The sequence below is a fragment of the Corynebacterium freiburgense genome (assembly GCF_030408815.1).
GTDB lineage: Bacteria > Actinomycetota > Actinomycetes > Mycobacteriales > Mycobacteriaceae > Corynebacterium > Corynebacterium freiburgense.
Genome location: NZ_CP047355.1, coordinates 1,369,635 through 1,385,468, shown reverse-complemented (window position 1 = coordinate 1,385,468; position 15,834 = coordinate 1,369,635). Strand labels below are relative to the sequence as shown.

At 46.5% G+C, this 15,834-nt stretch carries 9 protein-coding genes, 1 tRNA gene and 1 pseudogene; 6 read left to right on the top strand and 5 right to left on the bottom strand.

Going from position 1 to position 15,834, the window contains the following annotated elements; all coding sequences use genetic code 11:
• Positions 1–20 precede the first annotated feature (20 nt).
• The gene (secA2, locus tag CFREI_RS06235; RefSeq protein WP_027012429.1) at positions 21–2,300 is read right to left on the bottom strand and encodes an accessory Sec system translocase SecA2; all 2,280 of its coding nucleotides are present in this window, start codon (positions 2,298–2,300) and stop codon (positions 21–23) included.
• A 140-nt stretch (positions 2,301–2,440) separates the two neighbouring features.
• Between secA2 and CFREI_RS06230 the strand changes: the two are divergent.
• The 4 genes and pseudogenes from CFREI_RS06230 to CFREI_RS06215 form a co-directional block, all read left to right on the top strand.
• Positions 2,441–3,208, top strand: a pseudogene (locus tag CFREI_RS06230) (alpha/beta hydrolase family protein); the annotation flags it as partial.
• A gap of 4 nt (positions 3,209–3,212) precedes the next feature.
• Positions 3,213–3,581 (top strand): YchJ family protein, encoded by a 369-nt coding sequence (locus CFREI_RS06225; protein WP_027012430.1) that lies wholly within the window; start codon positions 3,213–3,215, stop codon positions 3,579–3,581.
• 89 nt (positions 3,582–3,670) lie between these two features.
• Complete coding sequence (locus tag CFREI_RS06220) at positions 3,671–4,624, top strand: diacylglycerol/lipid kinase family protein (RefSeq protein WP_027012431.1); 954 nt, start codon at positions 3,671–3,673, stop codon at positions 4,622–4,624.
• Positions 4,625–4,748: 124 nt separating this feature from the next.
• Positions 4,749–4,825 (top strand) — tRNA-Pro (locus CFREI_RS06215).
• Positions 4,826–4,884: 59 nt separating this feature from the next.
• Here the strand turns inward: CFREI_RS06215 and CFREI_RS06210 are convergent.
• Complete coding sequence (locus tag CFREI_RS06210; RefSeq protein ID WP_027012432.1) at positions 4,885–5,376, bottom strand: DUF2938 family protein; 492 nt, start codon at positions 5,374–5,376, stop codon at positions 4,885–4,887.
• A 344-nt stretch (positions 5,377–5,720) separates the two neighbouring features.
• Between CFREI_RS06210 and CFREI_RS06205 the strand changes: the two genes are divergently transcribed.
• A complete protein-coding gene (locus CFREI_RS06205) occupies positions 5,721–6,491 on the top strand; it encodes an Ltp family lipoprotein (RefSeq protein WP_051255878.1) in 771 nt (256 codons plus the stop codon).
• 166 nt (positions 6,492–6,657) lie between these two features.
• Positions 6,658–8,781: a TerD family protein gene (locus CFREI_RS06200; protein WP_051255879.1), complete on the top strand. Its 2,124-nt coding sequence runs from the start codon at positions 6,658–6,660 to the stop codon at positions 8,779–8,781.
• 71 nt (positions 8,782–8,852) lie between these two features.
• On the opposite strand, the gene CFREI_RS06195 is transcribed toward CFREI_RS06200, so the two are convergent.
• The 3 genes from CFREI_RS06195 to CFREI_RS06185 all read right to left on the bottom strand — a co-directional run bounded on the left by CFREI_RS06195 (position 8,853) and on the right by CFREI_RS06185 (position 15,821).
• Complete coding sequence (locus CFREI_RS06195) at positions 8,853–9,989, bottom strand: SPFH domain-containing protein (protein ID WP_051255880.1); 1,137 nt, start codon at positions 9,987–9,989, stop codon at positions 8,853–8,855.
• A 245-nt stretch (positions 9,990–10,234) separates the two neighbouring features.
• Positions 10,235–14,929 carry a hypothetical protein gene (locus CFREI_RS06190; RefSeq protein WP_027012433.1) on the bottom strand — a complete coding sequence of 1,565 codons (4,695 nt, stop codon included), beginning with the start codon at positions 14,927–14,929 and terminating at the stop codon, positions 10,235–10,237.
• A 28-nt stretch (positions 14,930–14,957) separates the two neighbouring features.
• Positions 14,958–15,821 (bottom strand): DUF4132 domain-containing protein, encoded by an 864-nt coding sequence (locus tag CFREI_RS06185; protein WP_027012434.1) that lies wholly within the window; start codon positions 15,819–15,821, stop codon positions 14,958–14,960.
• Positions 15,822–15,834: the final 13 nt, after the last annotated feature.

The following is a 15,834-nucleotide window of genomic DNA, read 5'->3' as shown; positions in this document are numbered from 1 at the left end:
ACCGCTACGAGTGCCCAACGTTACCTGAACATTGCAGATAACGAGCCAATAACAGACTTGCCTCCACCCGCCAATGGGTTATCGCCCACCATATAGGTCCATGTGGCGGACGGTCTTGCCAAGCCTTCATCGTCGAGATGAGCGCCCGCAGCATCGATACGAGCTGTTTGAAAAGTGGCTATAGCCTCATCAACCGCACGCTGCGCAAGCTCCTTAAATTCTGTGACAGCAATCCTGTGGAATTCATCAATAGGAGTTTCACGCGCAATCGCACGAAGGTGAATAGATTCACGCACATCATCAAGCAGCGCTAAATGCTCACTCCACCCCCGATCAAGGTGGAATAACATAATATCGCGGGCAGCTTGCTCCAATACAGGTTGTGGAATATCACGAATTGATGCCGCCCGCTCTGGGGCTCGCGCTGCTAATTCATCCCAAGCCTTCGGGGTATCCAAAAGGTTATTTCGGCGCTGATCAATAATAACCCGTTGATCGGCCAGTAATTTATTGTATTTCCATGTTTGCGCATGGATTTCCAATAATTGCCCTTCTGTGACACGTTGGCAGTGTTCAATAAAATCTTGCACCCGTTGTGCATCAATCCTGCCATCGGCAGCCGGATGCGCCGTAACTGACTCTCCTGCCCCACCAACAGCAACCACATCATCTTCAAGAGATACGAAAAACACACTGGTACCCGGATCTCCTTGGCGTCCGGCTCGGCCTCGCAATTGATTATCAAGGCGGGCTGTTCGATGCCGCCCTGTACCAATAACAGCCAATCCGCCTAATGCAACCACCGCTTCACGATCAGCTTCATCCGCACCACCTAACCGAATATCCGTACCACGACCCGCCATTTGGGTTGATACTGTGACCCGGCCTAGATCTCCGGCCTCGGCGATAATTCGAGCTTCTTCAGCATCATTTTTGGCATTTAAAACATTAACCTGAACACCATGTGAGCGCAGTCGTTGCGCCAGATCCTCAGATTCCGCAACATCATGTGTACCCACGAGCACCGGTCGCTGCACCGCATGCAACGCTAAAATCTCAGCAATTATCGCTTGTGTTTTATCCTCGGCAGTGGCATAGATGCGGTCCGCTTCATCGAAACGCTGCAAATCCTTATGCCGGTCAATTACAGAAACCCGAAGATCATAGAATTGCCGTAATTGATCTGTCGCTTCCACAGCAGTACCAGTCATGCCACATACTGTGGGATAGCGGCCCATCAGTGCTTGCAGAGTAATCGTATCTAGGATTCTCCCACCCTCGGTAACATCCAAACCTTCTTTCGCTTCCACCGCAGCTTGTAGACCATCTGGCCAACGCTGTAGGTCCGCAATCCTGCCTCGAGAAGCATCAATCAATGCAACCTTTCCATCACGCACAATATAGTGAACGTCGCGGATAAGAAGTTCCTGCGCATGCAATGCTAAATTCACTTGTACCAGCGTGGAGCCAACATGTTCGTCACCATACAAACTCGAAATGCCTAACGCCCGCTCAACAATGGCAGCACCGGCCTCAGTCAAAAAAACATTACGGCGGTCGTCATCAACGGTGTAGTGCAAACCTACTCGCAGTTTCTTTACAACCTCGACAATCTTGCCGGTTGGGGCCCGCCCTGGCTCGTTTCCAGCCAGCACAAGTGGCACTAAAGCTTCATCAACAAGCACTGAATCCGCCTCATCGACCAAAGCCACATCAGCACCGTGTTGAACCGCATCATCACGGGATGTAATGAGTTGGTCCCGTAGCACATCAAAACCAATTTCATGCACTGGGGCATACACCACATCACATTGGTATGCAGCACGACGTTGCTCTGGAGTCATTTTTTCGGTCACGCTGGCCACCGTCAAGCCAAAAAACTCTACCAATGGTCGCATCCATTCGGCATCACGGTCAGCCAAATAATCATTTACCGTAATTGCATGCACGGTTTTACCGGCTAAGGCATAACCTGTGGCTGCCATTGCACCAACAAGTGTCTTGCCTTCACCGGTGGCCATATGCACAACATCGCCTTCAAGCAGACGCAAAGCCGCCTGGTTTTGTACTGGAAATGGCACCAAACCAATTGTGCGTTCGGCCGCAACACTTAAGCACGCAAGAAATCCAGCGGGGTCACTCACCGCGAGTTCGCGGGCACGAGCGGCAAGCGCGGCGTCACTAAGCTCCGATAACTCCATGCGGAGGTTATCCGCGCGATCTACAATCGCCTTACTGCGCTTCTGGTTGCGGCCCTGTTGGCCGCCCAAAGCTTTCCAGAACCAGTCAAAACTCGCCACGTGCATGCCTCCTGAAATGTGATGTATGGCTATCCACAACCATAAACTAGGAACTAGCCACACAGTGCAGCCGAGAATACCTACAACCGATAAAGTGAGCTCCGAACAGTATTCGTATTTCCACAAGAAAGTTAGTATCGGTGCACTCCAAAAGCGTAAAACTGCCCAGTAGCAAAGGCCACATCATGGCCGGCACACTCGATCTACCTGACACCCAGCCACTGGCATGGGCAATGTTTTCACACTGCTTTACCGGAAACCGTTTTACTCCAGCCGCCGCCCGAGTCTCTAAAACACTCGCCGAGCACGGTATTGCCTGCCTGCGTTTTGATTTCCCCGGTCTTGGACAATCCGAAGGCAATTTTCACGAAACCACATTTAGTGAAAACGTCAACGATCTAATTTCCGCATACAACTGGTTAAGTGAACACTACGAAGCACCACGCCTACTGATTGGGCATTCACTCGGAGGCGCGGCCGCACTGAAATCCGCCCCGCAAATGCCAAACCTACGTGCAGTAGCAACCATCGGTGCCCCATTTGACCCGGCCCACGCTGTACTACATTTCGCCGACCGTATTGGCGAAGTAGATGAAAACGGTGAGGTCACGCTTACCCTCGCTGGCAGAGAAATCACAATTTCCCGAGAATTTTTGGAAGACCTGGCAGAAGTGAATCCAGAAGAATACATTGGCACACTGCGACGCCCCCTCTTGATTCTGCATTCTCCAACCGATCAAACGGTAGGCATTGATAATGCCCAGAAAATCTTCCTAGTCGCCCGTTACCCTAAGTCCCTTATTGCGCTAGACAATGTCGATCACTTATGCACACGCGCCGGGTCTGCACAACGCGCGGCACACCTAATCCGCACTTGGGTAGACCCATATCTACAACCACAAGGCCAACCATATGCAATGCCCCTGCGGAACCAATAAGCCCTACGCACAATGCTGCGGTATCTATCACGGCGGCATCCCGGCACCAACACCCGAGGCACTCATGCGCTCTCGCTACACGGCGTTTGTGCTTTTCGACGCCGCCTACCTTCACCGCACCCACGCCCCCGAAACACGTCCATCCCATTACGAACTTGATCGCAATATCCGATTTTTTGCACTCGAAATCCATGAAGCATTAGATAACTATGTGGAGTTTTCTGCCCACTACCTCCAAGACCGAATGCCAGGGACACCAACCCCTCACATACTCCGAGAACGATCAAAGTTTCGAAAAGAAGGAAACCGTTGGTTTTATGTAGACGGCATATTCAAAAACTAAGATAAGAATAAGAATCTGCACGCGGTGTGATTTTGCCCCTACAGTGAAAAGAGATACTTGTCTCACACCAATACCAGAAGGGCACCACAATGAACGCACAACGCATCGGTATAGTTTGGAACCCTTCAAAAACCACCAAGGAACATTTGGAAGCCGCACTACAAGCCAGTGCGGCAACCACAGGAATAAATCCAGCAGAAATCCTTTGGTTTGAAACGACCAAAGAAGACCCTGGACAAGGACCAGCCCAACAAGCTTTAGCTGCAGGTGCGAATATTATTCTCGCCATTGGTGGCGACGGCACAATACGTGCCGTCGCAGAACACCTTGCCGCAATGGAATCCGAAGCAGAACTCGGCATCATTCCATTAGGCACCGGCAATCTTCTTGCAAGAAACCTAAATATCCCCATTAATAATCTTGAACTAGCTATTGCCCATGCACTATCCAATGAGGCAGCACCAATCGATATCGGCTGGGCCGAAATATCGACCGCGGGAGGAATCGAACGGCATGCATTCGCTGTCATGGCCGGATTCGGAATCGACGCCCACATTATTAACGAGACAAGCGATGAACTCAAAGATAAAGCAGGCTGGCTTGCATATATTGAATCCCTAGGCCGAGCAGTTTCCGCCAGCGAAATCATCTCAATAAAACTCGGCATTAACGGCAAGAAACCTCATAAAGAGCACGCTCATACCATCATTATTGGCAATTGCGGGACACTTCAAAGCGGATTCAAACTCCTTCCCGACGCCAGTCTTACCGACGGTCAACTCGACCTCTTGGTACTTAGAGCCAAAGGCCTATTGGGTTGGCTTGACTCACTAAGAAACATGATTTGGGACAATGGCATTCGCCGGATTTTCAGGAAAGGTAACGACGCCCTCAGCAGCCGCAGCACCACTCACCAACGGGCAACCACTATTACGGCACGTCTTTCTGAACCCAGAATTTTCCAAGTAGACGGCGATGAACTAGGAAAAACCACTCAAATCACGATCACAATACAGCCAGGAGCGTTACGAATTCGCAGCTAAACCACACTTGCCGAACTTGCCCATGGCGCCCCTACATTAATGCAATTGACCTGGGGATTAGCCGCAATTAACGACAGTGATGTAACCTATAACAGTTGCGTGGAGGAACTAACCAAAACAACAACGGACTGTGGCGCAGCTTGGTAGCGCACTTGACTGGGGGTCAAGGGGTCGCAGGTTCAAATCCTGTCAGTCCGACCAAAATACATAAAAATCCAGCCTTCCACCTAGGCTGGATTTTTATGTATGAAGGCTTGTATCTATGCGGATCTGGCAGCACGCAGCAACTGTGCGCCAATATACAATCCTGCACCATAACTCGCATGTGCCCGTAAACTTCGAAACATCGCAACGCCAGGCTTTGGCGTCTTAGAAGCGGCAACACCAAGACCAAATGCAGGTTGCATAATAAACCACGGCGCCACTGTTGTGGATAGGCCAAGTAACACTGACAACCCCAACTTAGGGTTTTTTGACCACTGGGGTAATAAAAAATCAAACATTCCTGCAAAACCCATACCTATCAAGTAATGCGATGCAATCCCAACGGCACGTTCTGTTGGATACGCGGGTGCAGCAGCAATGGAATCATGCGCCAACTTGCCATCTTTTAAACCAATAACCCACCGTCCAACAAAATCTAGATTGAGCGGTGGCACATTAGTTGTTTGTCGAATCGCCTCAGCCGCAATATCCATTACCGCGGTAGCAACACCGCCGATAATAACTCCTCGCGCACATGTTGAAGCCAACGTACAAGAACCACTATTTTACATCGTTTCTCCTCGGCAAAGTCTCTGGGCAAGCTCGTATGCAACACGCAAATGACTATCACTTGCGGAGGGAAGTTATCATAAAATAAAGCTTATTAGCAATAATTTTCAATAAGCCTTAACAAAACTTTGACTGCACATCTCGTGGCAGGATAAAGCTCCAATCCTCAAAGTGACGAGCCCACGCGGTCAAAGATTGCATTCAAAGTGGGCGCCCCTAGATTTCATGACTTTTCTGTTGTGGACTTATTGCTAACATAAAAAAATACAAAGATGCACCAAGCGCCGACCATTCCAGAAAACTTACATCGCGAAAGATTTCAATGACAGATCCAAATCAACAAAACCACAACCCATACGCCTTCAATCCTGGTAGTCCCACTCCGACTGACACCTCAAACGAAGCCAAACAACCGCCAGTGGTTTTCGGTTCAACTCCGACAACGCCACAACAACCACAATTTTCTGAGCAGCCACAATCTCCGCAACAGCCTCAACCGGCTCAGCAACCTCACTTACTTCAGCCACCTCAGCCCACAAAGAAAAAGAAAACAGGACTTATTGTGGGGCTGATAGCCATTGCGGTGCTACTTATTTTCCTAGGCATTGCCATTCTCGGCGCGGCATACTACTTGATCAACTCGAAAACAAATACGCCCCGAGCAGCAATCAGTACCTCGCAAACGCAAAACAGCCGAGCTGTACCAAATACATCTGCATCGATAACGCCGGACCCTGTACTCACCGAAGCACCAACAACAAGAAATAGTGATGCTGGAACCCCCGGGGTAAAAAATGATGATAAAGATGCAGCATTACAAGCAGCGAAACAATACTCTGACTATTTGAACCTTTCCAAAAAGGAAATCTACAAAATTCTCATCAATCCAGAGGCAGAAAACTTCACTGAGCAAGCAGCGCAATATGCCGTAGATAATCTCCAAACTGATTGGAAGAAGAACGCATTGGAGCAAGCAAAAATCTATCAGAATGAACTTCACATGACGCCAGAGGAGATATACACACAACTTACTTCGGAATTCGGGGGTGGGTTCACCCCCGAAGAGGCACGCTATGCTGTAGATCATCTATAGACATTCTTGCAGAAATATGATTACATGAAATCTGCGTGAGGCCTAAAACACGTTACTTCAATCTTCGTTCTTAAAGAATCACGGGTTTATTTTCCTCACATTTTCCCCTTACTTCATGCGCTGCATATGTAGGGGGATTTTTTCAGGCCAATAATAGGATTAAGACATGAATACACCAGCAATTATCCGCAAAGGTTTTTTTATAATCAAAAACTTAAAGGAAGAGAGAACAACTCTGCCAGTAGCTTCCATGGCGGCCATTGAACTACTCAATTTAGGATTTATCGCGTCACCTCACGATTTAACGTTTTTATCCGTTGACGAACTGAAAGACCTGGTGAAACAAGCCGCCCGTCTTATTGGGGCGGATAGAACGTGGCAGCCACTTTACCCAGGCTTTCCCCAAGAAGTTCTTGAGACAGCGGAAAGGGAGTTATACATCAACGCAATATTCCACTACCTTAGTCAAGGTGAATGGCGGCCAGAATATAACAGTTCCCTGCCACGAAAACCACTGACACTCAATACTTGGCCAGAAAATCCGATTATCCTTCAACCACTCGAACCAACCGAAACAACAGTCATAGAAACCTGGGGAAAAACACTCGCACTATCTCAAACAGACCGAGAATTTTGCCACGACATTGTGCAATATTTAGAATCTGACATAACTCCTGCTTTTCGGAATACTACTTTTAAAAACGGCGAGAATTTCGCATTTGCTCTTCATGAAGTGCTTATAGCTAGTAACGACAACATCGACCATGCCTTGCAAACTGGAATTGATTGCGCAAGAAACATCGATGATGTTCTACGCTCAATACTCGCAGTATTTAGCGTCAATCAGGACCGAGCCCGTGATTTACTATGCACTAAAAAAGAACCGGTATCCTTACGCTCAATTCCGCGCTCTAGCAGGGCAATTGTAATCAGAGCTTTGAAAGCATACACAGAACCATACAATCTCGATTTACTAGCCCGCCGGCGTAAGATATGGCAAATCATTATGCGCAGGATTCACCCGTATGATGTACCAGGACATAATAATGTTCGCCAGCAATTAGATATTATCCATGCCAACAACAATTACCGTACAGTAAATTCCCTTATCGAGCAGTCACTCCACGACCGAAAATTAGAAATAGCATGCAAGCTCTTACAAGATGCACCAGGGAATTACGTCCGGAAAATCCACCATCTTTTGCGCTTGAGCAATCACTCCAATGAATCAATCCAACAAGCGAATATTTCACTGGTAGAAACTGGACTTCGAAATGTGGCACACCGAGTAAGACTCAGTACTCTTATCTCTGCCTACAACGGGTTGCTCAACCAAAACAGTGAAGTAGTCGTCACCGCATTGTCTGGCCGCGGAAACGTCATTCGCTACCGGTCACACCATGCACTCGATGAAACCCATATTGACGGTTGCCTGCAGGTACTCCGCAAAGCTATGGTCCGGCGGCTTAAGGAAACTACCCCGCCGGACGGCCCCGTAGCAATTGAAAATACGATACCTGTAGAACTTGTACGACGAAATGCGAGCTCATCTATACACGAATACAGTCGCGGAGAGCATATTGCCCTGAATTTCAACAGCAATTCGATTCTCCGGCTATTTGTCCACTGGTACGGAAACGATGTTGATTTAGGTGTAGTTTTTACAGATGAAAATATTAAAGAAACTTTAGCTTACGTTGACTATACCCGTCTGCGAGACAAGAAACTACGAAAATCTGTTACCCATTCAGGCGATATTGTAAGTGCACCTAAACCGGATGGCGCCTGTGAATTCATCGACATTACTGTTGGTAAAGAAGCGAAAAGGACGACACTAAAAACACCTCACAAGACCATACTTGATCATCTTCCCAATGCTCGATACGCAATTATTTCACTAATCTCCTATCGTGGAGGAACATTCGACAACATTGACAATGTAGTCGGAGTGATGGCCCGAAATCACGGTATGGCAGGCCAACTATTCGAGCCCCGAACCGTGACGACGGCTATGTCTGCAAACGCAAAATCCACAAACTGTATTCCATGTATTGTCGACCTAGTAGAGCGCACAATGATCTGGTTAGATGCCTCTACAGGCACCGCAGAAGGCATGTATTCTGCCCATGAATCGAAAGCAGTACTTACCGTACGCGCGGAACTTAGCGCATTGCAAAACTCCTTAACGGTTGGCGAACTAATGCAGCTTTGGGCACAGGCACACAATTCAGAAACCTCCCCACAGCATGCCCAGCAACAACAAGCAACACGGTTGCTTACAGAATGCTAGAAGGCTGAGCTTTCGCCTTTGGAACGTTTGAAGGGAACCGAATGTGCTTTGGTTCCCCTTTTCCTTGGCCATTAAGGTTGTAATTCGTCTACTTCCGTGCGAAAAGTTGCAGGTTCGATTGCTACGTCCTCAACTTGTGGTGTTGGTTGTTTAAGAGAACCAACAAGATGTTGGGTAAGCTCCGTTATCTCCGAATAGAGCTGGGTTAATCCCTCTCCACCGTTGAACATTGTAATCTTGCTTTCCGCAAGTGCAGAAGCAATATGTTTCGCAACTTCAGGCATTATTTCAATGATCTGGCTTTCCAAACCAATACGATCATGCGAAGCGAGTGCTTCATTAAGCATTTGCTGCGCTTTCGCTTCGGCCTGGGCTTGGATTGTGCGACGGCGCGCCTCTGCTTCAGCTGGCTTAATTACTTGGGAAATCAATTCAATTTCACGGAGTTTAGCTTCCTCAGCAGCCAATTCTTGTTTGCGCTGCGTCAACTCAAGTAGAGCTTCTGCCTCTGCGGTAGGTCCGGACTGTGCCGCCCTGGCGCGTTGCTTCGCAGTCTCCATAGTATTGGCAGACACCTGAAGGTCGGTTTCTTTTTGATACAACGACTTATCACGTGCAGCTTGCTGACGAGCCTTTTCAATTTCAGCATCGGCTTGTGCAGCAGAAACTTCTGCGAGTTTACGCACTCGACTTAATTCCGGTTGAGAAAGGTTATTGATGTGGTTGTTATGATCGCTAATTTCATTGATTTGGAAATTATCGATCTTTAGACCCATAGCAAGAAGTTTTGGCTCTGTAGCAGTCAAAACATCCATATTCAAAGAGTCTCGATCGCAAATAATATCTTCAACGCTCCGAGAACCTACTAGAGAACGAACTTCACCAGAAAAAACATCCGATGCAATCCGGTTCATATCTTGATCCGAGGTTCCAAGAAACCTAGACCCCGCTTCAGCGATACTTAATGGATTCGGATTTACCCGATACACAAACGTCGCCTCCACTTGCAGCGAAATGTTTTGAGCTGTTTGGGCATCCACAGTAACCCTGACGGATCGGGACCCAATGTGAAACCGATTGACCTTATGGACCAGTGGTACAACCAGCGCACCGCGCCCTACATAAACCTTAAAAGGCGTGTCTTTGCGCTGACGCAACCCGCCGGAAATAAGCAATGCTTCATTTGGCTTCGGGATAAAATAAAACATACCTCTCCTAACAATCCAACCACGTGCATAGATACCTTTAAAACCAGTTTCTAAATATCTCGTGAGCCTCTTATTTTTACGAGATACTAGAACATTAAATATACCGAAATGAAAGTTTTAGCCAAGCCCCCATTTAAGGTCATTCTAGACTGCACTAAGTATTCCGCAGTTCGATACCTATCAAACAAAAGGTGGCGTAACCATAAAGATCACGCCACCTTTTATCCACTCTATATCACCTGCGATTAATTCCTCTTCCGATACTTTTTCGTGGTGAGTTCCTGAAATTTTGGCGTGTCTCCGCTCGCATAGCGCTCCCAAGCGGCCTGGAATAATTCGTCATATGGGAGGATTGGCGGACACCAAGGCACTACAGAGAAGGCGTATTCAGAAAAGCGCACTAAGTAATACCGAGCTTTCCACTCTTCCATGCCCGGATTTGGATTGCTCGCTCGCCACCACGATCCCGGCAAAAAGGCACTTCTACCAGTCCGCGAACGAGTAGCTAAAATAATAAGGTCCTTTTGTGCCAATTCCGCTCGGGCTTCATCTAAATCCCGTTTGCGCCAATTATTCCAGCGCTTAATATTTACATCAGAGCATTCCACAAGACACAATACTTGGAGAAAATACACCGCTGCGTGCTCACTTAAACCCAACTCCTCTTGCACTTTCTTGACCGTTGTAGCTGCGGATACACGCGGATCAAATAAACAACCACTAGGGATTTCGGGACGCCGCAAACTTTCAATCACCCGATCAAAGCAACCCTCTTGAACAGCTCGTACAGCGTCCCCGTGAGCGTAAAGCCATGTAGTTTCGTCGTTTAGCAGCTCTCCCTGCAATGGAAGATCGGACACATGTTCAGAGCTGAAACCTATCCAATCAATATTCTTTATAGTTTCTAGTTGCTTCGCGTAAAAACCACGCAATGGGTCATTGCCTTGGGCCCTTGTGGCAAAATACAAAACAACGCCAGCAATCCTGCTGTAACCAGTACCGCCTTTTAATTCAATCTTACGAGGCAGCGGCCGTAGTGCACGCCAGATCGAAGGAACGACAACAGACTCATCATACTCATAACCCCAGTCAGTGAGTGTTAGCATATCTGATTCCTGCAGATCCACTTCAACCTGTGGTAAACAATGAGCAACTGCTGTAAATGCCGCTAAATCGCGGTCAAAAACCGCCGCTAGAAGCATTTCGATATAGTCATCTTTAATCCCTGAAAGCTGCTGTAAGGCAAATTTATGGGCCTTGGTAGACAGTTTGAGTTTTTTGCGAGCGGACTTTATGTGCTCTTTATCGAGGTAGTCAATATTGTAGCGACCTCGGTAGTCAAAATATGGCAAATCAAGCGCACCCGTGGTCACTCTCGCAAAACTTGGGTTATACCCGCCTGCTAGCAATACCCATGCAGCACTTTCTGTAAGTGCGGAATTTTCTGTTAGAGCACGGACAAACGGTTGCATTTCCGCTTTCCATAATTCAATGTCAATTTCGTTTTCGCATAATAATTCCTGGATCCACCGCCGGGCATCATTATCAGAGATCTTCATATCGATGTCATATGGAAGGCCCTCGCACCTGACGAAATTATTTACCGATGACTGTAATGAATCCGGCACCTCTCCTTGAATAAGAACTCTTAAATATTTATCTAAGCGACCTATGACTACTGCCTTTGATTCCTTATCTGGGACAAAAACTAGCCCCATTTGTGATTTGCCAAATTTCGCAGCAAGTTTGCCCCAGTCTAGATAAATTTGCCTCCATTTTGGAGCCATAAAACCAGATGCCAAAGAATCACTCAAAAGCGTAGCTAGTTCATGACGAATATGCGGCGTTGATAAAATACCTTTTGCCCAAACGATAAATGGCTTCTCTCTGCAAATAACCTGCAACCATAACCACTTTTTGGATCGGCGGCTTTGCTTCCCCTCAATTGCGTTTGTTAATTGTCCAAATTCACGTCCCGCTAGAGACGCATGATTTGTCGTGGCAATGAAATCGCCTCGATTCTTCTTTTCCACATAGTTATGGCTCTCGGCACTGTTGGCGTTAGCATCCGCGTTAGTTTCAGACTCCGCTGCGGTAAGCTCTTTTATTTTTCGCGTAAAGTACTTGCGATTAAACGCCATTATTTTCGCCAGTTTTATTGATTCAATCGCTCGATAGACTACGCTCGCACATAGTTCTTCATCTTTACAGTCAAGTATTTCGCCCACAACTTTCATTGCTTCTGATTCGGACTTACAGTTCAGATTTATTGTGTCGTAGGGACGTACATAAGCTTCTGATTTTGTTTCATGGCGAGATACTTTTAATTGCTTGCGATCAATAGCGCCAATGATTTGCTCGGCCTGCTGCACCGTAATTTTTCGCAAACGCTGGCTAGCAGTTTCGCTTCGAAGCGAAAGATTCGCCCAAGTAATCCAAGGCAATTGATGTAGCCAGTGTGACTCTCCACGGTGATCTAAAGTTGTAGCTAACGCTATAGAAGAGCCATTTTCTGTGGGTATATAAAGCCGACCATTGGTTCCAACTAACCAAATAACACCAGCCGCCTCAATCACACCAACCAATGGGTCTTGCGAAAAGAATTCCCTACCATCCCCAAGGATTATGCAGTATTGAGCATTTGGAACGTTATTATCTACTGATTCCGCAGCAATAAACACCAAATTTTGATTACTCGATGGTACGATACTAGTCTGCGGATTGTAAGAAGGACAAACCGCTACGTACGTAGATATATTTGGGTCTATCTTAAAGTTGCCATTTAATACTTGTTCAAAAACTGCTGGCGCCTGCGTGCCTACTACAGTTCCAGTTTCTGGGTTAATCTCTTGAACCCGCAAATTACTCGATGGAAATACGGTTTTATCAATCACCCACACTTTCCCAGATGCGTCGGAGAACATCCTTTTGAGACGATCGTGCTCATGTATAGATAGCTTGCTTTCTCCGTCAAGCAGTACCCCACCAGGCAAAATCCTGCCACCTTCAATAGGAAGCGAATCACACAATTTCACTGAGTCTTCAGCCAAGTAATAGTAATACCGTTCACTATCTACTTCGGTTACTACTGGCTCACCCTGCGACCACTCAGCCTTGACTTCACCATGCCGATTTGCGCTTGCCACTATAATGTTGCCGCTTGATTGCGTGTATGCGGAAAAACTAAGAGACTTTTCCAAACCAAATTTATGGGTCCCTATTGTTTGGTTTCCTTCAACCGCCGCAACTGATTGCTTAAAAAATGCAACCACACCAGGATAGCTTGGGTAGAATCTGAGCTGACCACCATAGGTATTGTTAGGACTAATAGTGCCTAACCATTCTTTTGTGTGTTTTTCTAACTCTGGCCAAGTGAACTCGGTAATTAAACCAGCACGAAGGTTGCAGATAAGAATTTCTTCTTCTGTAATATTCGTGAGCTCAAGGATATTTTTCGAAATATCAAGCGGAATATCAAAATTCCTGATTTTACTGATTGTGCGAGCGAAAGGTTCAAGTGAGGCTAGATATGGCTGCAAATTTAAATTCTGTAACTCTTCTCGTAGTTTATCCAGAATCAAGCCACCCAGTCGCAGTTTTTGCAACTTCCCTTCATAACCAGTAAGCAGTTGTTCTAACGTCTTATCGCCAACTATTCGCCGCCGCAAGCGATCATCTTCGAATGCGCGGTTGAGATCAACTACGGGTTTGTTCTTTATAAAATCAACAAGGAAATCCAATTGTGGATAAACCTCATATTTACCGTCGTCAAACTCTAATGTGACACCAACTTCCTGCAGCACAGCTAAGAACTCGAGGCTAATTTTAGCAAATGGCAGGGTCATTGTTTGGCCACTAAAGTAACTCCGATTTTCCAAAATAAAGGCACAAAGATCGGAACTTCGCTCGGCACACGATTCCATCTCTTCTAGAAGACCATGCACCCAAGGGACAATTCTATCCGGGGTCTTTCCAAGAACATCAAAGATCCCTGCAACGCGTAAAACTTCGACCCACTCCCTGATATTGATTCCAATAGGTCGAACTTTATATAAATCAAGAATCAAAGATGGATCGATGTCTTTGTTTTTACCGAGTGCTTTTCCAAGGTTCATTACAAAAGCCTTGGTAGCCTTTCTCATACCAGAAGTGCCCACAACCGAACGCGCGAACATTTCGGTCACTTCAGCTTGGCTATAGCCAGCGCTTTTACCTAGCTTTGTAAGGTCACGTACAAGCGTCGTATATGGTGCGCCGCCAGCTTGAACACGCGATACATTAAGGTTATAAAAAAATTCAAATGTTTCTTGTTCATTATCGAACCACATTTTGCATTGTGCCCCCAGAGCAGAGAGTTCTTTAGCGGCAACAAGACCTCGGCTACTAAATTCCAGGAATACCTGTCGGTGTCGTTCGGCATCTACTGGTAAACCATACGACCGTTCTACCTCTCGCGCACTTGAAAAATATCGCTGAGCGAATTTCGCATTACCAACGTTGTCATAGATTCTTGCTAATTCTTCCAACAGCGTAGGCAAGAAGTGAGGAGCTGAATTAGTCAGTTGTTTCACTAATTCTTGAAATCGCTCGGCTACTTTGTTCGGGGCGCCCTTCGCCATCTTTTTTGCCCACTCCAGATCTCCCACTATGTTTAATGCGTGGTGCGCATTTTCGGGGTCTTGGAGAATAGGCCAGGCAGGGAAACCAATTGCACGAACTAGTCCCACGCCGATAGGCTCAGAATGAAATGAGTCAAGCCCTAAAACTTCTTGCGTAAGTTTCTCCGCAAGCTCAAGCTTTTCAGGAACTATTCGTACAATTTTTCGATCTCCTAGTAATTCTGGGTTGGAACCAGAAAACGCGATCATTACTGCATCATCTTCGGATGCCATATCTGTCGGTACAATTCCGCCATGTCGAGTTGCAAACATTACGTCCATATTTTCATCCCTTTGGGTTTAGTTGGCATTATGCTGTTTTATTTGAAAGTGAACGCCCAGAATAGATAAATTCGCACATACGTAGTGCTTCAGACCAGGTAATCGGCCCGACTTCAGATGGTTTTATATAATCTCCATCCCGCAAAAAACGCACGCCATTTATTTCTGCTTCTTCGTCTGGATACCAGGCGTATACATCAAGTTGAATTGTGGTTTCTATTCCACTTTCTAAAATTGATAATGAAATATATTCCAATGTTGCTTGAAAACCAGCATTGCGGGAACGCCCCAGCAAAGCGCCTGCTTTTTCGTATTCAAAGCCTTCGTATTTGGCAAGCTGTTTTTTCAGGGTATCTTCATCATCTGGTTTCGTGTATAAATCGCGGAAAAGCTGATCTATTCCTTGATGTACGCCAAGCTCAATGGCGAACTCTTGCCATTCTTCAAGATCTTGGAGGATAGCCGGATGCGGGATTGAGAGTAACTTGCTTTCTTCAATCGACACTGTTGCGGTTTCTCCGTCCAAATCAATTATTTGAATCGCATTATCACTGGCGTCTCGCAGTAATCCAATGAGGCCTGTATCAGTTGATACTACGAGGTCACGCAGGAATTTTTGCCAAGAAGGATCTACCCATACTGCAGTAATAAGTTTGGTAGGTATTGGTAGGCTTTTTATAAACCAGTCCCGTAAAGTATCCAAGCATTGCACTTCATGCTGTTGCAAATAGACATGTAATGCTGAAACTTTTTCAAATTCTGGCGTCTTTTTTGCTTTTGCCGGGAGTGTTTTTAACACTCGCCCTTTGGCATTTCGTGCAATTATTTTTCCGTCTGTTATTTTTAGGCTGTAATCGCCTGCGGGTATCCAGTGTTCGGTATGTGTATCCATCTTTTACTCGTGT